This is a genomic window from Rhodohalobacter sp. 614A (genome assembly GCF_021462415.1).
Classification (GTDB): Bacteria; Bacteroidota; Rhodothermia; order Balneolales; family Balneolaceae; genus Rhodohalobacter.
This window is the reverse complement of record NZ_JAKEDS010000003.1, coordinates 498,097-520,081: the sequence shown is the minus strand read 5'-3', so window position 1 is coordinate 520,081 and position 21,985 is coordinate 498,097. Positions and strand designations below refer to the sequence as shown.

General features: G+C 44.0%; 18 protein-coding genes. 15 read left to right on the top strand and 3 right to left on the bottom strand.

The window, feature by feature from the left end:
- Positions 1-9: 9 nt before the first annotated feature.
- Together L0B18_RS16095 and L0B18_RS16090 are read right to left on the bottom strand one after the other, a co-directional pair.
- On the bottom strand, positions 10-1,371 hold the full coding sequence (locus tag L0B18_RS16095) for a Na(+)-translocating NADH-quinone reductase subunit A (protein WP_234572826.1): 1,362 nt from the start codon (positions 1,369-1,371) through the stop codon (positions 10-12).
- Between the two features lie 436 nt (positions 1,372-1,807).
- On the bottom strand, positions 1,808-3,163 hold the full coding sequence (locus L0B18_RS16090; protein ID WP_234572825.1) for a DNA polymerase Y family protein: 1,356 nt from the start codon (positions 3,161-3,163) through the stop codon (positions 1,808-1,810).
- A gap of 691 nt (positions 3,164-3,854) precedes the next feature.
- Between L0B18_RS16090 and L0B18_RS16085 the strand changes: the two genes are divergently transcribed.
- From L0B18_RS16085 to rpoN, 15 genes are all read left to right on the top strand, one after another.
- The gene (locus L0B18_RS16085) at positions 3,855-5,414 is read left to right on the top strand and encodes an acyl-CoA carboxylase subunit beta (protein ID WP_234572824.1); all 1,560 of its coding nucleotides are present in this window, start codon (positions 3,855-3,857) and stop codon (positions 5,412-5,414) included.
- Between the two features lie 12 nt (positions 5,415-5,426).
- The gene (locus tag L0B18_RS16080) at positions 5,427-5,855 is read left to right on the top strand and encodes an OadG family protein (protein WP_234572823.1); all 429 of its coding nucleotides are present in this window, start codon (positions 5,427-5,429) and stop codon (positions 5,853-5,855) included.
- A 12-nt stretch (positions 5,856-5,867) separates the two neighbouring features.
- A complete protein-coding gene (locus L0B18_RS16075; protein ID WP_234572822.1) occupies positions 5,868-6,293 on the top strand; it encodes a biotin/lipoyl-containing protein in 426 nt (141 codons plus the stop codon).
- An 11-nt stretch (positions 6,294-6,304) separates the two neighbouring features.
- Positions 6,305-7,441: a sodium ion-translocating decarboxylase subunit beta gene (locus L0B18_RS16070; protein WP_234572821.1), complete on the top strand. Its 1,137-nt coding sequence runs from the start codon at positions 6,305-6,307 to the stop codon at positions 7,439-7,441.
- Between the two features lie 276 nt (positions 7,442-7,717).
- Positions 7,718-8,197 carry a nuclear transport factor 2 family protein gene (locus tag L0B18_RS16065; RefSeq protein ID WP_234572820.1) on the top strand — a complete coding sequence of 160 codons (480 nt, stop codon included), beginning with the start codon at positions 7,718-7,720 and terminating at the stop codon, positions 8,195-8,197.
- A 186-nt stretch (positions 8,198-8,383) separates the two neighbouring features.
- Entirely contained in the window at positions 8,384-9,388 is a 1,005-nt protein-coding gene (locus L0B18_RS16060) for a GTP pyrophosphokinase (protein WP_234572819.1), read from the top strand.
- 245 nt (positions 9,389-9,633) lie between these two features.
- Positions 9,634-10,935 (top strand): dihydroorotase, encoded by a 1,302-nt coding sequence (locus L0B18_RS16055; RefSeq protein ID WP_234572818.1) that lies wholly within the window; start codon positions 9,634-9,636, stop codon positions 10,933-10,935.
- Between the two features lie 21 nt (positions 10,936-10,956).
- Positions 10,957-12,954: a DUF3857 domain-containing protein gene (locus tag L0B18_RS16050; RefSeq protein ID WP_234572817.1), complete on the top strand. Its 1,998-nt coding sequence runs from the start codon at positions 10,957-10,959 to the stop codon at positions 12,952-12,954.
- Positions 12,955-13,286: 332 nt separating this feature from the next.
- Positions 13,287-13,952: a tRNA (adenosine(37)-N6)-threonylcarbamoyltransferase complex dimerization subunit type 1 TsaB gene (gene tsaB / locus L0B18_RS16045; protein ID WP_234572816.1), complete on the top strand. Its 666-nt coding sequence runs from the start codon at positions 13,287-13,289 to the stop codon at positions 13,950-13,952.
- Between the two features lie 371 nt (positions 13,953-14,323).
- Complete coding sequence (gene tnpA, locus L0B18_RS16040) at positions 14,324-14,788, top strand: IS200/IS605 family transposase (protein WP_234572815.1); 465 nt, start codon at positions 14,324-14,326, stop codon at positions 14,786-14,788.
- Between the two features lie 315 nt (positions 14,789-15,103).
- Positions 15,104-15,949: an acetyl-CoA carboxylase, carboxyltransferase subunit beta gene (accD, locus tag L0B18_RS16035; RefSeq protein ID WP_234572814.1), complete on the top strand. Its 846-nt coding sequence runs from the start codon at positions 15,104-15,106 to the stop codon at positions 15,947-15,949.
- Between the two features lie 136 nt (positions 15,950-16,085).
- Positions 16,086-17,084, top strand: a complete 999-nt coding sequence (obgE, locus tag L0B18_RS16030; RefSeq protein ID WP_234572813.1) for a GTPase ObgE — start codon at positions 16,086-16,088, stop codon at positions 17,082-17,084.
- Positions 17,062-18,183, top strand: coding sequence for a DNA-processing protein DprA (gene dprA / locus L0B18_RS16025; protein ID WP_234572812.1), 1,122 nt, complete (start codon positions 17,062-17,064; stop codon positions 18,181-18,183). Before obgE ends, dprA begins: the two co-directional genes overlap by 23 nt.
- A gap of 108 nt (positions 18,184-18,291) precedes the next feature.
- Entirely contained in the window at positions 18,292-18,885 is a 594-nt protein-coding gene (locus tag L0B18_RS16020) for a DUF3109 family protein (RefSeq protein ID WP_234572811.1), read from the top strand.
- Positions 18,886-18,937: 52 nt separating this feature from the next.
- Complete coding sequence (gene rpoN, locus L0B18_RS16015; protein ID WP_234572810.1) at positions 18,938-20,473, top strand: RNA polymerase factor sigma-54; 1,536 nt, start codon at positions 18,938-18,940, stop codon at positions 20,471-20,473.
- On the opposite strand, the gene L0B18_RS16010 is transcribed toward rpoN, so the two are convergent.
- Positions 20,470-21,945, bottom strand: coding sequence for a hypothetical protein (locus tag L0B18_RS16010; protein WP_234572809.1), 1,476 nt, complete (start codon positions 21,943-21,945; stop codon positions 20,470-20,472). The two genes, rpoN and L0B18_RS16010, sit on opposite strands and share 4 nt — an antisense overlap.
- Between the last annotated feature and the right edge of the window lie 40 nt (positions 21,946-21,985).

The window sequence follows — 21,985 nt, the reverse complement described above, 5'->3', positions numbered from 1 at the left end:
TTCTGGCGATTAACCTACTTCTTTTTTCATCAAGTCAAGTCCTTCTCTTACGATACTTTGAACCGGTATTTTAGAAGTGCAGACAACTTCGCAAAGGGCAAAGTCTTCTTCTACAACTTCATAAAGTCCCAGATTTTCCATGCCGTCAAGGTCTTGGGTGATAATAGCTTTGAGCAACTGAACGGGGTAGATATCGAACGGAAATACTTGTTCGTATTGGCCGGTAACTACAAATGCACGACGTTCTCCATGTTGGCCGGTGTCGAGTTTGTATTGCACATCACCCAGTTTTCTCATGAACCATGATGGCAGGGTTCTGGAGATACTAAACTTATCAGGTTTGGGAATTAACCATCCAAACAATTCGGGTTCATCACCTTCGGGGATTACGGTTACCTGGCGTTCAAAAGAGCCAAGATATCCATCTTCCGTGATTTTGGTGCCGGTAAGAACATTTCCGGATATGATCCGGTTGTTACCTTCTGTAATATTATTCTCAACAAAATGCTTGACGGGCGCTCCGAGAATGGTGTGGTGGAATTTTTTCTCTTTTACTTCAGAACCGGTCAGCGCAATATTAATTCGGGCGTCATATTTTCCGGTCAGGAATAATCGCCCCATGATTACCACATGCTCCGGCGTAAGTGTCCATACGGTTTCACCTTTATTGATGGGATCGATCTTTGCGATCTGTACGCCAACAACACCTGCCGGGTGAGGGCCGTCGTAACGGGTAATGGTTACGCCTTTCGTTTCAGTAAAGATTTTAGCAGGTGTTTCTTTTGCATTTAGTCCAAGATGAATTTTTCCGGACGTCAGTTTGGAAAGTGCATGAATCCCTGCCTGAAACTCCTCTTCTTGTCCTTCAAGTAAAAAACCCAAGTCGGGTGCGAGGGGAGCGGAATCAAAGCCGGAAATGAAAATAGCTTTTGGTTCTTTCGTTGTATCCGCAACGGTATTATAAGGACGTTGCCGAATGAAAGACCAGCAACCCGATGCCGCTAATTTTGAGACAATCTCTTCTCTCTCGAGAGTTGTGGGATCTGCTGCGCCGAAATCCTCATACCGGGTTTCTTTATCAGCGAGAACACGCACTTCTAAAATTTTGCGTTTGGCACCACGAATTACCTGGGCAACCTCCCCGCTGACCGGAGAACAGAATTTAACCTGATCGTCATCTTTATTAAAAAATAAAGGGGTGCCGGCTTTCACTTCGTCGCCTTCTCTGGCGGCAAGTTTCATGCGGACCCCGTAAAAATCATCTGGTTTTAAGGCGGCAGTCTCTATGGGGAGCGGTGAAGCAAATTCTTTTTCTGCTTCTCCAATTAGTTTGATGTCTACCCCACGCTTAATTTTTATCACGTTAGACATTTAATTCCAATAAAACGTTTAATTCAGCATTCGAAAATAACAGTTGTATAAACTATTATTTTTATTTTTTTGAATGAGCATCTGCTGGATTCAAAATTTTTAAAACGGCTAAATTTAGTGATTTTAGAAACGGATTTCTTAATGAAAAAGGCTTTTTTTTCTACAAGCTTTTTAATTTTTGTAAAAGCGCTTTTTCCTAGGCCAGAATTACTGATTGGAAGGAATTTGGTATCTGTATCGAGTCTAAATAAGGCTGCTATTGTTGGAAAGAGATTCAAAGAGGTGTCTCTCTGTGCATTTTCTTTCTGAAATGGCCGGAATTTGAGAGTTAATTGGTGGAGAAGCTGGAATATATCGGACGAAAATTGAGTAGTTATGGACGTTCTAAGGAGTGCTTATCATAATCGATATAAAGCCTTTACCACTTATTATATTCTTAACTATTCGACAGCAACGGCTTTTCCGGGCTGCGGTTTACAAAGTGCGTATTTCCGGGCACGCATTCCTGGAGGGCGGCCGGAGTAATAACGTCTGCTTTGTAATGATTGTTGAGGCAGTCCACAGCTTTATAGAGATTCCGAACCTGGTCCTTCTCGGTAAAAAAAAGTTCGAGCTGTTCCGTGAATTGCATTTCAATGGTATGGAAGCCAATTCCCCGCATTTTGATTCCCTTTCGCAGGGCATTTTTCACACGCCGCATTGCTTCTGGGAGACATCCTTTTAATACATACTCGTCCAGATTGGTGAAGCCGGGCGTGTTAAACGCAAAACGTTCGCCATCCCACTTGTTGTCCTGGTAGCGGATGTAGCAACCCCAACGCCGGGCTTTGCGCTTGAAACCCCTCATCCGGTAACACACTTTCCGAACGGCTTTTACGATTTCACCTTTTACCAGGATGGGGTCGTCGGTCCAATCCGAAAATGTGTGCATGTAACTTACTTCGTCCGGGACATGGTCGTCATTATCCAGTACTTTAGCCTTGTCTCGTCCGGTAACTGTCTCCCAGAAAAGTTGTCCCTGCATCTCCCCAAAAATTTTTTGAAAAGGAGCGGGGCCGTGTTTATGGGCATCGGCGATGGTGTAAAGGCCGTATTTCTTGAGATGTTCATAACGCCGCCGGCCAATTCCCCACACCTCATCAATTGGTAAAGGGTAGATATATTGAGCGGCATCATCATGAGTGAGAATTAGCGCCAGGCCCTTTGGTTTTTTAAGATCGGATGCCAGCTTGGAATAAGTCTTGCTGTGAGCGATCCCGATAGAACAGACTAACCCAAGATCGCGATAAATATGATCCTGGATCTTTTTGCCAAATGCTTCAAGATGGTTGCGTCCCTTGCCCAATAAAAAAGTGAGATCCATGAAATATTCATCCATCGAATATTTTTCTACGTTAGGGGAGTAGATGTCGAGGATTTCTCTTAATTGCCGGGCTATTTCCGTGTACCGGCTATAATCGATCTGTTTGAAAACCAGGTAAGGACAGATTTGGGAAGCCTCAAAAGCACTCATCGCCGTTTTGATTCCCAATGCCCGCGCCTCGTAACTGGCGGTGGCTACAATTCCCCGTGCGGTTCCATCCGGTTTGCGCCAGCCGCCCATCGCCACCGGAAGGCCATAGAGATTATAGGCGCGCTGCTCCACTTGTGCGTAATAACAGTTCATGTCCAGGTGCAGGTAAAGCCGTTTTTTCCGCGACCGGTGCTGATGGTCTTTCGCTACGGTACTATATAACGTAATGCGGTGTACATCCTGTTGGATGTCGTACTCGGTATGTCGGTTGGGGTCCATATCTTAAATTATAATAAATAACACATATATTATACATATTTCTTTCAGATTTAAAATCGCCAGAAGATCATTACGAGGGAATGCAATGACTGGGCAATTACCAAGTGTAAATTCAACTCTTTTGTGAAAAACATTTGGAGATCGCCACGCCCAAAAACAGGGCTAGTGATGACTATTTTGGGTTTCAAGTTGTCATTTCGAAATCATGAAGATTCGATTGTGAAATTTGTTGACGGACCCACTCCGGAGGAGCATATTTGTAGCCTAGGAAAGATGAGTACAAAAGAGGCCCCGAGGCGACAAATGAGGAAGGGGTGATTTGTTATCGAGAGGAACGGAAAATGTTAGCAGATCCAGATCCTGAAAAATAAGAAGCAGAGCTTCAAATAGGCGTACCGAAGGGGGACCTTCGGTACGAGTAAATAAATGGGTGAAATTATCGAAATAAATTAAAAGCGCTTCTAATTCATCATTCAGGAAAAAGCTTACTCTCCTTCACATTACGTTCATTATCACTGTCTAACCTACCTATATAAACAAAACGATCAGTGGAGATTCGGTAATTCTCCCAGCTGACTGCAAGAGACGTTTTAATATCAATTAAGATGAGAATTTCAACTACAGACAGGCAACTCAGGCTTACCGCAATTATGTTCTCCACGAACCACATCAAACAAAATTATCTCACATCATGGGAACTGCAGACGACATCAGGAAACTGGTGGAATACCGCGAAATCGCCCGAATGGGTGGCGGCGAAAAACGTATAGAATCACAACACGGAAAAGGAAAATTTACAGCAAGAGAACGGGTTGAATTTTTACTGGACGAAGGGAGCTTCGAAGAGTTCGACATGTTCGTTACCCACAGGACCAAATCATTCGGCCTTTGGGAACAACGAATATTGTCCGACGCCGTGGTAACCGGCCACGGAACTATCGACGGACGACTCGTCTATATTTTCTCCCAGGATTTCACCGTTTTTGGCGGATCGCTCTCGGAAGTATTCGCACAGAAAATTTGCAAGATTATGGACCAGGCCATGAAAATGGGCGCTCCGATCATCGGTATCAACGATAGTGGTGGTGCCAGGATTCAGGAAGGGGTTCGAAGCCTTGCGGGTTACGGCGATGTATTTCAGAAAAATATTGAAGCCTCCGGGGTTGTTCCACAAATCTCAGCTATTTTTGGCCCTTGTGCCGGTGGCGCCGTGTACTCTCCGGCTTTAACCGATTTCACCATGATGGTGGAAAAAACCAGTTACATGTTTGTAACCGGACCGAAAGTTGTGAAAACCGTAACGGGTGAAGAGATTACTGTAGATGAACTTGGCGGACCAAATGTTCACGCTACAAAATCCGGGGTGACTCACTTTGTGGCCGAGAATGAAGAGGAAGGTCTTCTGCTCATCCGAAAACTTCTGAGCTATATACCTCAAAACAATCTCGAAGATCCTCCGCTTGCGAAATGTAATGATCCGATCGACCGATTAGACGAAGAACTGAATGAAATTATTCCGGACAACCCACAGGTACCGTACGATGTAAAAGACATCATTTACACAATTGTGGATGATGGCGAATTTCTTGAAGTGCACCGACGATACGCCCGAAATATCGTGGTAGGATTTGCCAAGTTTAATGGCATGCCGGTGGGCATCGTAGCCAATCAGCCGAACTATCTGGCCGGTGTGCTGGATATCGAATCATCCAAAAAAGCAGCAAGATTTGTTCGCTTCTGCGATTCCTTCAACATTCCGATTGTAACCCTGGTTGACGTTCCGGGTTTCTTGCCGGGCAGTGGCCAGGAATACGGGGGAATTATTTTGCATGGTGCCAAACTCCTGTACGCTTACGGAGAAGCAACGGTTCCCAAAATAACAGTGGTTCTTCGCAAAGCTTACGGCGGTGCGTATGATGTGATGAGCTCCAAACACCTGCGCGGAGATATCAACTATGCATGGCCTTCGGCAGAAATTGCGGTGATGGGTCCTAAAGGCGCGATTGAAATCCTCTATTCAAAAGAACTGGCAGAAATTTCTGATGAAGAAGAGCGAGCCAAATTCATCCAGGAGAAAGAGAAAGAATACAAAGAGCAATTTGCCAATCCATACCAGGCTGCACGGTACGGATATATCGACGATGTGATTGAACCGCGCAATACCCGTTTCAGAATTATCCGGGCGTTGCAATCGCTTCAGACGAAGAAGGTGGTCAATCCGCCGAAGAAACACGGCAATATTCCACTCTAAAGGAGGACGACTATGTTTTTTGATCGACTCACAGAATTTGACCTCTCCCTGGTAACCATGGAGGAGATCGGTATTATGCTGATCGGGTACATGATTGTGTTTCTCGTGCTTGCTCTGCTCTACGTTGTATTTCAGAATATTCCTCGGATACTGGCACTGTCTTCATCAGCCAAAAAAGCTTTTCTGAAAAGTAAAAAGTCCCTGATAGAAGCTGCTGAAGAAGCTGTAGGAAACGGACAGAAAAAGCCTGTTGAACCCAAACAAACCACCGACGAACCGATATCCGGCGAACTTAATGCCGCCATCACGGCTGCCATTCATCTCTATGTGAATGAAAATTATCACGATGAAGAATCAGCCATTCTCACCATTCAACAGGAATCAAGAAGATATTCACCCTGGAGTTCAAAAATTTACTCCGTAACGAATCTCAGACGGTAATCAACTACGACCATGAAAAATTATCAATTTGAAATAAACGGCAACCAATACGACGTAAAAATCAAGAGTTTTGAAGAAGAAACAGTCTCGCTTGAAGTGAACGGCACGCCGTATGAAGTGAAACTAAAGCAAGAGATTAAAGCTCCAAAAACACCTAAACTGGTGCGTGCCAAAACGCCGCCGCCATCAACCGCCGACCAAAAACCGTTGGCGCGATCCGGTAAACTTTCTTCCATTAAAGCACCGCTTCCGGGCAAAATTTTGTCCCTGTATGTGAAAGAGGGCGACACCGTGAAAAAAGATGACAAACTCATCATGATGGAGGCCATGAAGATGGAAAACACCATCCACTCCGATACCGATGGCGTCATAAAATCAATCAAAGTGACGGTCGGTAATGCGGTTCTTCAAGACGACATTTTATTAGAAATTGAGTAGCACCCACTCCCATGAAAGGCTTAGAAAACTTCTATCACTACACCGGGTTTTACAATGTGACACCCGGACACATTATTATGATTCTGGTCGCCTTTTTCTTTCTATACCTGGCGATTAAGAAAAAATACGAACCTCTGCTTCTCGTACCCATCGGTTTCGGGATCATCATCGGGAACATCCCGTTCCTGCAAGATGCCGGACTGCAACTGGGTATTTACGAAGATGGCAGTGTAATGAACTACCTGTACCAGGGTGTTTTGAAAGGCGTTTATCCGCCCCTGATCTTTTTAGGAATCGGGGCCATGACGGACTTTTCAACCCTGATTTCCAACCCGAAACTGGTTCTGCTTGGAGCCGCCGCACAGATCGGTATTTTCCTCACGTTCTTTGGGGCCATTGCCCTTGCATTTGATACGGGCCCGGCCGGTGCCATTGCTATTATCGGGGGTGCTGACGGACCCACAGCTATCTTTCTGTCTTCTAGGCTGGCTCCCGATTTAATCGGTTCCATCGCTATTGCGGCCTATTCGTACATGGCACTGGTTCCGGTTATTCAGCCGCCGATTATGCGTCTGCTGACGAACGACAAAGAACGCCGCATCCGTATGAAACCGCCACGTGCTGTTTCCAAAACCGAGAAAATCCTGTTCCCGATTGTCGGGCTGCTGCTCACAACGTTTATCGCTCCGGCCGCACTGCCTCTTTTGGGAATGCTGTTCTTCGGAAATCTTCTGAAGGAGTCGATGGTAACCGAGCGCCTGGCCGAAACCGCACGAACATCCATGATAGATATCGTGACGATTTTACTGGGTATAACCGTGGGAGCTTCCACACAGGCCACTACATTTTTGACGCCCGAATCTATCCTGATTTTTGTTCTCGGTGCATTTTCATTTATGATTGCCACCGCCGGAGGTGTTCTGTTCGCTAAGTTAATGAACGTCTTTTTGAAGGAGGGCAATAAACTGAATCCGCTGATTGGAGCCGCCGGTGTATCCGCCGTGCCCGACAGTGCCCGTGTGGTTCAGCACGAGGGATTGCGGTACGATTCCAGCAATCACCTGCTGATGCACGCCATGGCACCAAACGTAGCCGGAGTGATTGGCTCCGCCATCGCTGCCGGTCTTTTAATGAGTTTCCTAATGTAGTTGTTGATGTGGTTATGGTGTAAATCACCAGGGGAAATTGTTGATGAGCATGGACTGGTCTTATAGCTCTGAGATGATTTCCCCTTTTTTTGTCTGCGTTAAAGTGCTTGAAAAATACTCCGTCAGTTTGAGCGCATCCCGACAGCTGTCGGAAGAAACCGAAAACTGGATTTATTTAGCCCTTCCTTTGATAATTAACCCGGTTTTCCCATTTTGATTTTATATGTCAAACCCGAAGGTTTATGAATAAATAACTGATTATAAACTCACTTTGCTATGATGATGAAACTTCTTTTTTCTACGGCTTTTTTATTAATGTTTTTTATAAACGTTCAACCAGATCCCACTCCCGAAGTTGATGCTTATTGGGCGGAAGTGAGCCGAACCGTTGCCGATGGGGATTTTGAAGGATATGCTGCGCTATACCACGAAGATGCCGTATTGGTGAATGGCATTTCCGGGGAAAGTTACCCGATTTCGGATGCACTGGATGGCTGGGAACAGGGATTCCTGGATACGCAGGATGGAAAAATGAGTGCAAGCGTGGAATTCAGGTTCAGCAAAAGAATTCACGGGGAAACCACAGCGCACGACACCGGGATTTTCTGTTACACCTCGCAAATGGAAGGAGAAGAACCGCAGCCTATTTATGTACATTTCCAGGGGCTGCTGGTTAAAAAAGACGGCCAATGGGTTATGACCATGGAATACCAAATGGCACCGGCTACGATAGAAGAGTGGGAGGCTCTTAAGTAGGAAGACAAAATCAACTCCGTCAGTTTGAGCACAGCGAAGCGAAGACGAAAACCCGGATTTGTTTTGCCCTTGCTTTGATAATCAATCCGGTTTTCCCATTTTAGTTTTGATTTATCAAGAAGTGCTGGAATAGAAACTACGTTATGGAATGAGAAGATAGAATAAGACTAATCAAATACCTTTGGAATGAAGGAAAAAATTGATAAATCAAAAATTGTTGAAAAGTATAATTCTGTTTATGGTCAATATGAGAAGCTTGGACTGAATTTGTCACAAGTCTTTGAGCTATTATTGAATGAAAATGATATACAATTTCTATCGGTTTACTACAGAGTCAAGGATATTGACTCTTTTATCAAAAAAATCGAGCAGAAGGGTTACCAAGATCCATTTAAAGAGATTGAGGATATTTGTGGCGTTCGGATAATTTGTTATTACCAGAGTGATGTGGAATTGATAAAAAAAATTTTAAGAAAAGAATTAAACGTACTTGAAGATGAAAACAAAGAAGAAAATCTAGAATTTGATCAATTTGGATATAGGTCCACACATCTAATTCTTACTACACCAGATAAATGGTTAGAAACCCCCAATTATAGAGGTTTAAAAAATGTCAAAGCTGAGGTACAAGTTCGTACAGTATTGATGCATGCTTGGGCTGAAATTGCACATAAATTAGCATATAAGTCCAAATCACAAATTCCGAAAGCTTTCAGAAGAAAACTTTCAAGAATTAGCGCAAAACTCGAAGAATCAGATGAACAGTTTGAGGAGATTAAAAAACAAATTGAATCTAATAAAAAGGAATTAATTATATCTGCTGAAGAGTCTAATGAATTTAATCCCAATGTAGAGTTCAATTTGGATAGTTTACAAGCTTTTCTTGATTATGCATTTCCAAATAGAAAAAAAAGTATTGAGCTTACGAGTGGTCTATTTGAGGAAATGGAGAAAAAAAAGATTTCTTTGAAAGATTTAATTTTTGGATACAAAAAAGCTGGGCCTTTTCTACGAGATGTCGAAAAAGAAACTGCATGGGATAAAGAGAACGGGTTTTATTTAGTTCAAGTAGGAGCTGCAAGAATGATTTTAGATTTAACAATTGACTCCTACTTTTTAGATAGAAAAGACTTTCTTAAAACAGAGATTTTGACGAAATATCGAGAGAAAATTAACAAGGAAAAAAAATAATTTTTATAAGTATTTAATTAGTGGATTTATCTTAAGATAATCCCCAAAAATCCACAATCGTTTTTCCCCTCAAATCAGCCTATATTTCTTTGAATGAAAACAAAGTGACCCCCGAGGTGTCGGGATGTCACGGTTTAATTGCCTAGGAACGCTTCTCCCGTAGGGATCCCTTCGGGGAAGGATTCTGAAAAGCACGGAAACGCTTGAAGGTTCTTTGATCATAAAAAGAAATTTACTATTAGTTGATGAAAACCACTCCAAATCTTCTTATCCAAAATGCAAAACCTGTAGACTCTAATCACGACGGCAGCGAAACCGTCGATATTCGTATTAAAGATGGCGTGATCTCCGAAATATCGTCCGGCCTGGAAAAGGAGGATGGTGAAGAGGTTTTTGATGCCGGCGGTGCTTACGTCAGCGGCGGCTGGATGGACATGCACGTCCATTTTCGCGAGCCGGGATATGAGCATAAAGAGACAGTAGAAACCGGTTGCCGGTCAGCCATGTTTGGCGGATTTACCGAAGTGGCCTGCATGCCCAACACCAAACCAGCCATCCATACGCGGGATGTGGTGGAGTTTATCCGTAACAAATCTGAAGAGGAGTTGGTGGATGTTCATCCCATCGGGTGCGTGACGAAAGAACGAAAGGGCGAGTCCATCGCCGAAATGGCGGACATGAAAGAGGGCGGAGCCGTAGCTTTTAGTGACGACGGCGATCCCGTTTATAACTCCCAGGTGATGCGAGTGGCCCTTCAATATTCGTCGATGCTGGGCCTGCCGATCATCAATCATGAAGAAGACCTGGATTTATCTCGTCCGGGACACATGCACGAAGGCGAGGTGTCGGCACGGCTCGGGCTGGACGGAACACCCGGAATTGCCGAAGAGGCGATGATCGCCCGCGATATTTTGCTGGCCGGATTTACGGGCGGACACATTCACGTGGCGCACATCAGCACAAGAAAAGCGGTGGATTTGGTTCGGCAAGCAAAAAAAGAAGGAGTGAATGTCACGACTGAAGTTTGTCCACATCACTTTGACCTGACCGACGATGAAATTGAAAAACGTCATTTTGATACAAACGTGAAGATGCATCCGCCGCTGCGAACACAGGACGATGTAGACGCTATGGTTGAAGGCCTCGCCGACGGAACCATCGATGTGATTTGCACCGATCACGCTCCGCATTCTATTGAAGAGAAAGAAGTGGAATTTATTTACGCCCCGAACGGAATCACCGGCCTGGATACGGCCTGGAGCATTTCGGTAAAACGGCTACTGGAACCGGGCGTTTTATCTCTACAACAGTTGCTGGAAAAACTCGTTAACAATCCACGACAAATATTAAACCTTGAAATCCCCGAAATCAAAGAAGGAGCAGCGGCAAACCTGACGATTTTTAACACAGACGAAAAGTGGACGTACACCAAAGACGAGGTTCGGTCGAAATCAAAAAATTCTCCATATATCGGGGAAACGATGACCGGGCGCGCACTCGCCGTCTACAATAAAAACCGGTTTGCCGTAAACGCGCTGAAAAACTGATTTTCGGAGTACCCAGCCAGGATGCAACTGTTTTATCGGCTCTTTTTAACGAACCTGATTGTTCTCACCTTTAGCGGAGTTTCTCTTTCTCAGAACGATTCATCCGTCCTGGAACAGATTCAAATTTTTGACAAATTCGGTTCCGTCCCGCAAAGCCAGTTTCGGCAAGCTCCCAATCACGATTATCCTTTTGAATACCTGCTGAAAGAATCAACCATCCGGATTGTAGAACGTCCGTCCGGAATTGTGGCGATTATCGACAATTTGGTGAGAATTCGCGTGCTGAGTGATGATCAGCTTGAGAAAGCCGAAGCGTCGCTTGTGGGAATTCCGTTCTATTTCCAGGATGGGATCGAAACGATTACCAATCTTGAGGCGATTACCCATCAGCCCGATGGAAGCCAGGTCCGGTTTGATACGGAAAATGCAAGAACTGTAGATCTCAACTCGCGGTACAAAATTATCGAGTTTGAAATGCCCGAGGTGCAACAGGGATCGATTTTGGAATACAAGTATACGCTTGAGCGAAGATATATCGAGGAACTTCCGAATTTTTATATGGCGCATCGGGTCCCGACCAAAAAAGCCGCGCTCTACCTCAGGAATTCCGAATTTATCCGGTATGATGCGGTTCCTCTGCACGTGGAGGATTTTGATTTGCATTTCGAAGAGCACCGCGTGGATACCAGCAATGTGCCGTTGCTTTTTACGCTCAGGCGTCCCAACCCGATTTATATCGAGGAGTGGGAAGCGGAAGATATTCCCGCTGTGGATGCCTCAAGTTATATTTCTTCAATTGATGATATTCGAGCACAGATCAAGTTCCAAATCAGTGAGTTTGGCATTCCGCGCCAGCCGCTTGAAAATAGCTGGGAATTTGTGGCGGCACAGATTCTTCGGAATCGGAATCCCTATCAACAAATTGAGAGGTATACGGAGTTTCAGCAGATGGGTGAAGAGATTGGAGCTTCTCTTAATTCGATGGAGGAAATCCAGGATTCGGTTTTCCAGGCGGTGAACTCTTCGGTTCAGTTCAGCGGAGTCAATTCGGTTTTTGCGGAAGGTGATTTGAGTCATGTTTTGGAAGGAGAACCTGCTGACCAGGCTGAAATCAATACGGTTCTTTTAACAATGTTGCGCGGTGCCGGAATTGATGCCAAACCACTCTATATTTCAGGGCGTGAGTTCGGGCGGATCGACCAGTCATTTCCCTCTATTTTTCAATTTAACTGGTTGTTAATTTTTAGTGAAATCAATGGGCAGCAATACTTTATGGATGCATCGTTTCCGCACAGTATGCCGAATTTAATTCCCATCGAATCATATAACGTCCAGGGAATGGCGCTGACAACTGATGATTACCAATGGATTGATATTTCGCCCGAACGAAGTGTTTTCGATCTCGATATTGATATCACGGCTTCGCTCAGTTCTAACGGAACGTTAACGGGAACGCTGAATGCGCAGACACGGGGATATCCTTCGCAGCGTATTCGCAGGGATATGCAATCAGGAAGGCCTGTTTCGGAAATTATCAGGGAAACCTTTTTTGATATTTACACCGATGCCGTGATCAGTGAAGGCAGCCTGGAAATCAACTCGCAAAACCGCAATATTGTGGATGTGGCAACTGATTTCGAGATTCCCAATTACGCGGCGAGTTTCCGCGATGGAATTGAATTCCGTCCGATGGTGGTGGGTTACCTGTTTAGGAATCCCTTTGAGTCGACCCAGCGGCGGGTTCCAATCACACTGGATGCCCCTGAACTTTTGTCGATCCATTACACCGTTGATTTACCCGATGGTTTTTCTGTCGATGAAATGGGCGAGACCCGGGCAACAAGTTTGCAGGGCGCAGCTTTACGAGAACAGTATAACTCTGAGGGAAATACGGTTGAATACACATTTGATATTGAAATCAGCCGCAAGGAATTTCCGGCCGATGTGTACAGCCAGCTTCGGAGAATTTACGAGCGATGGGTATTTTTGAGCAATGAAACGTGGTACATCGAGGATTAAGGATTTTTGTTAAATGTCATTGCGAGGAGGAGTGGAACGACGACGCGGCAATCTCCATGTTTGTAAATATGAGATTGCTTCACAGGCTCGCAATGACCTTGAAATAGTTTTGTTAGCGGAAATCTTAAAAAACTTATAAATAAAATAACGTCATTGCGAGTGAAACGAAGCAATCTCCACCCCCTGATAGCGGTTTGAGAGAGTTCTAAGCGGATTCCTCTAAGCAATTTCATGGGGAGATTGCCACGTTCGCCAAGGCTCTCTCGCAATGACTTGTACTATTTTTTGAGTGTAAGAATGAAAATCAATATTCAAAATACATCAGGCCTTCTATGATTCTTGCCATTGAAACATCCACACCGGTTTGTTCAGTTGCTCTTGGAAAGGGCAGCCGAAGCATCATCGAGAAGCGAATGGAAGGAAGATCCGTTCATTCGGAACGAACCTTTGAGTTCATCAAAGAGCTGCTGGATCGGCATGAGCTAAAAGTGAAAGATCTCGACGCGGTGCTTTTTAGTAACGGACCGGGTTCCTACACTGGGTTAAGAATTGGTGCTTCGGCGATTAAAGGACTGCTTTTTCAGCAGGATGTTCCACTCTATACATTGCCAACTCTTCTGAGTTTTTCGATTCCTTTCTTGGAGAAAAATCCACCGGCTATTCACGCTGTGATTGATGCAAGAAGGCAGCACCTCTATCATCAAAAAGTAAGGCGAACTCTGGGTGAAATTGAGATTTCGAAATCAAATGTGGTTGAAATAGAGACGCTTCAAAAAGAAATCAAAAAAGGGGATGTGGTTGCGGGAACCGGTTGGGATCGGTTGGAAGTGGAGAGTCGGACTGAAATCAACTGGTTTGGAACGGAAGCCATTTCAGCCAAGAACCTGGTTTTGGGATGGAATCATCCTGAGTTAAAAAAGTATTTCAAAAAAGCAGATGTCGAATCGTTCGAGCCGGAATACCTGACGCTGTCTCAGGTGAATAATTCTGAGCTTTAGCAAACAGCATATCAGAGTCTCTACGGGTCTCATCACGAATTTTCGAAATATACCGCACCTCCGGTGCGGAACACTACATTTTGCCTTATACCTTTTTACAAATATCCCGCTCCATCCGGAGCGGGACTACCTTTCGATGAATGGTCTTCTGTAAATGTTGCTCTTGCTGGAGCAGTGGTTTCAATATCTTATATAGTGGTAACAAGCTGGCAGTTAACCGGTGCCCCGGACGGGGCACTATCTTTGTAAAAAAATCAGGAAGTGCTAACCTTGGTTTTGCCCCAGAGGGGCAGTATATCCCTCAAATTCTGTAAGGAGTTCAAAGATCATGGTTCATACAGGTATAAAAATGTATTCAAACCGAAAAAACCATGGCTGATACCTACACCCAAATCTACATCCAATTCGTATTTGCCGTTCAAAACCGTGTTAGCCTGATTCACCCTGATTGGGAACAGCAGCTTTATAAATACATCACTGGTATCGTTCAAAACAAATCCCATAAAATGATTGCCATCAATGGTATGCCCGATCATTTGCACATTTTTATTGGCTTCAAACCAGTGGATCATATTTCAGAATTAATGAAAGTTGTAAAAGGAGAATCAACAAAGTGGATCAATGAAAAAGGGTTTGTAAAGAAAAAATTCAGATGGCAAGCGGGGTATGGGGCGTTTTCATATAGCCGAAGCCATATCGACCGGGTCTATCATTATATCATGAATCAAAAAGAACACCATCAAAGAAAATCTTTTCTTGAAGAATACACCGGGTTGTTGGAAAAATTTGATGTAGATTTTGATGAGCGCTACATCTTTAAACCGGTGAATGGATAATGGTTGAATAATATGCCGCACCTCTGGTGCGAACTGTGTTTGTAGCGATTCTCTCTTTACAAAGATATCGCTCCATCCGGAGCGGGATTTTAAAAAAATTGTGCTTTCTTGGTTGAGATGATAGAAATTAACTGATGTTCGAATGGCCCATGATATTTTTTTAGAAATTGAGGTGAATCGTCAAAACGTTATTACCCCGGTGGGGCAATATATTTGTCATTTACGGTTTCTAACTTCGAGCTTTTTCGAATAAAAGATTTTTGCTTCGGGCGATATTCATTATTTTTGAGGAAGTTTAAAATTTAATCTGTTTTTATGGCGTGGTTTAAAAGAAAAGACAGTAACATTCAGACTGATAAAAAGAAGGATATGCCGGAAGGCATATGGGTGAAGGTTCCCACAACCGGAGAAACCATCCACCGGAGAGAACTTGAGGAAAATAATTGGGTGGATCCTCTCAGTGGATATCATTTTCGCATCGGCAGTGAAGAGTATTTTGAGATTCTGTTTGACGACAACAAATTCACGGAAATTGCCGATGATATTCTCCCAACAGATCCTCTTGATTTTGAAGATCGAAAAAAGTACAAAGATCGTTTAAAACAAACGCAGCAGAAAACAGACCTTTCGGATGCATGCCGCGTGGGTGTGGGCAAATTGGATAAACAGGATATTGTCGTTGCCTGCATGGATTTTGCGTTCATTGGAGGAAGTATGGGGTCCGTTGTTGGTGAACGCCTGAGCAGGGCTATCGATCACGCCAGGGAAAAGAAATTTCCGCTTATGATTATATCACAATCCGGTGGTGCCCGAATGATGGAAAGTGTGTACAGTCTCATGCAAATGGCTAAAACATCCGCCAAACTGGCCCTTCTTGATAAAGAAGGCATTCCATTTATTTCATTGATGACAAATCCGACAACCGGCGGAGTTACAGCGAGTTACGCGATGCTGGGAGATTTCAATATTGCCGAGCCGGGCGCTTTGATTGGTTTTGCCGGTCCGCGTGTAATTCGCCAGACGATTGGGCGGGATCTGCCGGAAGGTTTTCAAACTTCGGAATACCTGTTGGAGCACGGTTTTCTTGATTTTATAGTAGCTCGTCCTAAACTGAAGAAAAAGATTTCGAGACTGTTAAAGATTTTAGAAAACAAGGGTTGATTCGGTTTTAGTTTTAGAATTGTTTTGATAGAGCTGTCAGCCGTCAGTTATTGACTTAAATCCATTGGAGGAAGTTGATAACCGAACGCTGACAGCTTTTTAGTTTGTTTGGAATTACGAATTAGGAAAAAAGAGAATGAGATTTGCCGATTACGCTAAAATTTATGCAACTGCCGGTTATGGTGGAAATGGAATGGCTCATTTCCGGCGCGAAAAATACGAACCCAAAGGTGGCCCCGATGGCGGCGATGGCGGCAAAGGCGGTGACGTAATTTTACGTGGGAACCCGCAGTTGAATACACTTCTTGACCTTCGTTACAGGAAATTTGTGAAGGCACAAGGGGGACAGGATGGGCACACTTCCCGAAAGCAAGGGAAAGATGGTGACGATGAAATCCTGGAAGTGCCGATGGGAACGGTTGCTTACGATGCCGACTCAAAAGAACGGCTTGGAGAAATTACGGAGGATGGAGAAGAGTTGGTCATTGCCAAAGGTGGCAAAGGCGGACTCGGAAACTGGCATTTCAGAAGTGCCACCAACCAGACGCCACAACATGCCCAGGAAGGTGAGGAAGGAGAAGAACGGACGGTTGAACTCGAACTGAAACTGATTGCTGATGTTGGCCTGGTAGGTTTCCCCAATGCCGGGAAAAGCACCTTGCTTTCAGCACTTTCGGCGGCCAAGCCGAAGATTGCCGATTACCCTTTTACAACACTGGAACCGAATTTAGGTGTGGTAACCTCATCCGATTATCGAAGTTTTGTAATGGCCGATATCCCCGGAATTATTGAAGATGCCCACGAAGGAAAAGGTCTGGGAATTCAGTTCCTAAGACATATCGAGCGGAATAATTTGTTACTGTTTGTTGTGGCTGCAAATTCCGATATCAAAAAAGAATATCACGCGCTTTTGCATGAACTGGAAGCGTATCGGGCCGATCTCCTCGATAAACCACGATTGCTTGCCATCAGCAAAATGGACCTCAAGGAGAATTATGAGCTGGAAGAAGATCCAGAATTGGACGACGACATTGAAACGGTTTTGATTTCTTCTGCCACAGGCCATAATATGGAGTTCCTGAAAGAGAAAATTTGGGAGAAACTACAGCGAATTGAAAACGAACAATCATCATAGATCATTACTCGCACTGCTTCAAATTCCTGACTTTGGGGTGCGAAGGATCAAAATTTTACTGGACAGAACCGGGGTTGATGATGCTTCCGATCTGTTTGATATGAAACTGCCCGACCTTCTCCGAATTGATGGATTTGGAGGACAAATGGCCAAAAGTTTTGTTCAGTTTGATGATTGGGATAAGGTTGATTCCATTCTTGAGGAAACCGGGAAGAAAGGGGCTGACCTGATTTCAATTGATGATGAATATTATCCGCCGCTGCTCAAACATACTTATGATCCGCCGATTCTTCTGTGGGTGAAGGGAAATAAAGAAGCACTGCTCGCAGACGGGTTGGCGATGGTAGGAACCAGGCGGCCGGGCAAATATGGTTTAAAACAGGCCGAAATGTGGGCTCAAAAATTGACGGCTGCCGGACTCTGTGTTAATAGTGGTCTCGCTTACGGAATTGATGCCGCATCACACCGGGCAACTCTGGAATCCGGCGGGAAGACGGTTGCGGTTTTGGGGTCGGGAATTGATGTGATTTATCCCTCCAGGAATAGCAAACTTGCAAACGATATAATTGAACAGGGCGGAGCTATAATTACAGAACAACCACCGGGCGCTGCACCGGATGCCGTTAATTTTCCCGGACGGAACCGGATTGTGAGTGGTATGAGCCATGGTGTACTTGTGGTGGAAAGCGCCATTAAAGGTGGCAGTATGATAACGGCGCGATACGGCCTGGATCAAAATCGGGAGGTTTTTGTAATTCCTCATCCGCTGGATTATCCCGGTGGAGAAGGGTGTAATTATTTGATTCGAACCGGACAGGGAAAGCTGGTTCAATCCATCGAAGACATTTTGGATGAAATTTCTGTACAAAGTGGTTCTGACTCACAACAAGTTCAGAACATCAAAAAGAAATGGGAAAACCTCGAATTGGATGAGATGTCCCGGGAAATTTGTGAATTATTAACCGATGATGAGTTACATATTGACCAGATCAGCGAACAAATTGAAAAACCTACCTATACGCTACTTCCCGCACTTCTCGATCTTGAGATGAAAGGAGCCATCAAACAGAAAGCCGGAAAGTATTTTGAGCTGTGCTAAAAAATTCTTTCAAAAGAGAAATGATTATCGAAATCCACTCAAGAGTCATAGAGTTGTTATATTACACCCGCTGAAAAAGCATATTAAAGATTATTGTAAGTTGTTAACATGATTCGCGTACAAAACGTAATACTTTCGGAAGATATCGCTACAGCAAAATTCGCCTGTAATTTAAGCCGGTGTAAAGGAGCATGCTGTGTAATTGGAGATGCCGGCGCCCCTGTCAGTAAAAATGAAGTTCCTGTTCTTCACAAAGCATTCCGGGAATTGAAGGATGAACTGGATCCTGAAGCCGTGGAAGTCGCTGAGCGCGACGGGGTGGTTCTTGGAGATTCAAAAAGCGGTTATGAAATTTCATGTATTGATTCCGGCGAGTGCATTTTTGTGCAAAAAGGCCAAAACGGAGTGGCCACTTGTGCCATCCAAAGTGCTTATTACGAAGGACGATTTAGCTGGGAGAAACCGATCAGTTGTCATCTCTATCCCATTCGGTTAAAACAGATTGGAGAATTTGAATATGCGAATTTTGAATATATTCCTGAACTGTGCTCAGCCGCTTGCCAAAGAGGAGAAAGCGAAGGAATTTACCTGGCAGAATTTCTCGAAGGTTCGCTGACCCGGCGATATGGTGAAGAGTGGTACCGGGAATTTCTTGATGTTTGCAGAAAAGAACGTGAGCAAAAAACAAAAGCTCAACTATAAGATTTATACAGCGTACAATCGAAAAAAGGACGAACTACGATAACGTGATTCAGTGTTAAAAACAGGTCAAAACATATCGCAAAAGCAGTCGCTGCAACAGAAGCTTTCACCGCAGCAGATACAATTTGTAAAGCTGCTGCAGCTTCCAACAATTGGCCTTGAGCAACGGGTAAAACAGGAGATTGAAATGAATCCTGTGCTGGAGGAGGGAGATCCGCTTGCGCCTGAAGAAACCATCAGCGAAAATGAAATTGAATGGGAAGAGCCCGAGGCAAAGGAGGAGAGTGGCGATCCCGATCCTGTAGATCAGAATGAAGATATAGATTGGGATTCATTTCTTCATAATACGGAATATGACGGGATGAACTACTCTTCGCCTTCCGGTGGAGGAGGCGCGATTGACGAGGATTGGAAGGATCTTCCAAATCCCTATCACGAAACCCTTCTTGAGGAGCTCGAGCAGCAGGTAAGCCTTTTGGATTTAGACGATGAAGAAATGCTCATTGCAGATCAGATCCTGGGCTCGTTGGATGAAGATGGGTATTTCAGACGAGAAATTGATGCTGTGGTCGATAACATCGCTTTTAATCATGGTCGTCTTGTAAATAAAGAAAAGGTTGAAAAAGTTCGAAAACAGATCCAGAAACTGGAACCGGTAGGCATTGCCTCACGGGATTTGAGGGATTGCCTTTTATGCCAAATACGTCATTCAGATGCAGATGATGAAATCCGCGAGCTTGCCATAAAACTGTTAGAAAATGAATGGGAAGCTTTTGAGAAAAAACATTTCGAGAAATTAAAATCTCGTCTCAATGTAGGTAACGAAGAACTAAAAGAGGTTTTTGATCTGATTAAGGGTATGAATCCCCGGCCGGGTGGCGTTTCCAATCCCGATACGGACAATCAACAGTATATTGAACCTGATTTTGAAGTGTATTATGAACCTTCGGAAGAGGAAGGTAAACAAGATGAGGGTGAGTTTGTCATTCGTTTGAGCCAGCGGAATATTCCGCCGCTGAGAATTTCCCCGGATTATAAAATGATGTGGGAAAATCTCAAGAAGAAAAAAGGAAAGCCAAAGAAGGGTGAAGATTCCGAAGCGCGCAAGTTTATCAAAGACAAGGTAGAGTCCGCGCAATGGTTTATTGATTCTATCAAACAGAGGCACAATACGTTGATGAAAACGATGCGAACCATTGTAGCTCTTCAGGAAGATTTTTTTAAACATGGTGAAGGCTTGAAACCGATGATACTGAAGGATGTGGCCGAACGTATCAATATGGATATTTCAACGGTTTCGCGAGTGGTGAATGGAAAATACGTGCAGACCAATTTTGGGGTTTACGAGCTCAAATACTTCTTCAGTGAAGGACTTGAAACAGAGAGCGGCGAGGATGTATCGAGCCGTGAGGTGAAAAATATTTTGGCAGATGTCATCCAAAATGAAAACAAAAAGAAACCGTATAGCGACCAGGCTCTCACCGAAATCCTCAAAGAAAAAGGATACAAAGTGGCGCGACGTACGGTTAGTAAATACCGGGAGAATCTTCAAATTCCGGTGGCCCGCCTAAGAAAACAGATTATTTAAGGCAAAAGGAAAGCCATTTCCAGGGGCTCATAAATATATGGGATCCAAAAAATAAGGGCGATGCCGATCACATTCAAAAGGGTGTGAATCCCAACCGTTAGAAAGAGGAAGAACGCTCTGTATTTTTCCAGGAATTTAGCACTGTCTATTGCGGCGATAGTAAAACTTGAAAACCACACCAAGAAATAAGCTGCAGCGGCTACAATCAACCAACCGTGTGCATCGCTTAATTGTACAAAATAAACCACAAAAGTGACGAGCACCAGGTTTACATGCAACGGCCAGCTGTAAAGGTTAATGGTTTGATTTAGCTGATGAAGGTTTTTATTCATCAAATGAAGCCAAACAATTGAGATGATATGGGAAAAGAAAGCGATCAACAGGCCGAGTACAAAAAGACAGAGCTTTTCAAAACCCGGATAAAATACCGCCGGAAAATGTGTTGAGAGTGAATGCAGTCCGGTCTGACTGATAAACGCATCTCCCAAAAGAAGGAAGAAAAAACCGGTTAAAAGGATGTGTTGAAACAGCACGATCATTCCGGTTGTAGAACTTCGAATCCGTTTTCTTCGAATATCATGTACAAAAAACGAGTGGTTAAGAAAGTACCTGGGGAGAGTTGCCATGTACATTGGTTGGTACTTGTAGTGAAAAATAAAACTCGCCCAAATAACAAGAAGAAAAATAATCGGCCAGTTTATAGCCGGGGTTTCCTGTTCATCTGCAGGCATGGGAAATGTAACTGAATTGCCGCGGAGGTATTGAGTTACGATTTCTGAAAGAACCGGTTGAGCTTCTATTCGTGAAAAAAACCAATCTGCCGGAATGATGATAATACTCTCCGGATGCGATCGGCTCTGGTTTAAAACCGATTCAAGCAGATGCAAAGATTCTGATACATTGGCGGAAGGTTCAAACAACAAAACCGATTGCCGGGAAGTGGTTACTGAATCCGGATCCATTGAGGAAAATAGTCGGCCCGATATAAAATCGATCTCCCCACTGGTAAATTCAGGATTTAGAAAGGCAGATTGATAGAAGAACGGCTCCCCAATGGAATTGGATAACTGTGAGGTTATATTCTGAGCTGCCAATGGGAAACCGTCGTTATAATCCGCCGGATAATCAAAAAGTTTAACTGCTGCAATGTTGTCACGCAACTCTCCGGGTACGGCGTTATAGCCCATCAGAATTGAGTTCATGACAGACTCCTGATTTTCATTTAATTCATAAACAGTTCGGAATGGTTCGGCTGAATCAATCAACAAGTAGAAATCATCCAGAACCGATTCATTAAATGGGGAAGGAAAAGACACTTCCAGCATGTCAATTCCAATCTGTCGCGCCACTCTTAAATCTTCTGCAGATACTGATTCACTATTCGAATCACTTATTGTTAAAGCAATTCTGTTTGTGGGACCATTTTGAAGAAAAACCGTATCAGCAGAAGCCAAATACGGAATTGTGATCATCCAAAGAAGCAGGAATAAAGTCTGAAATCGTAAAATGGCC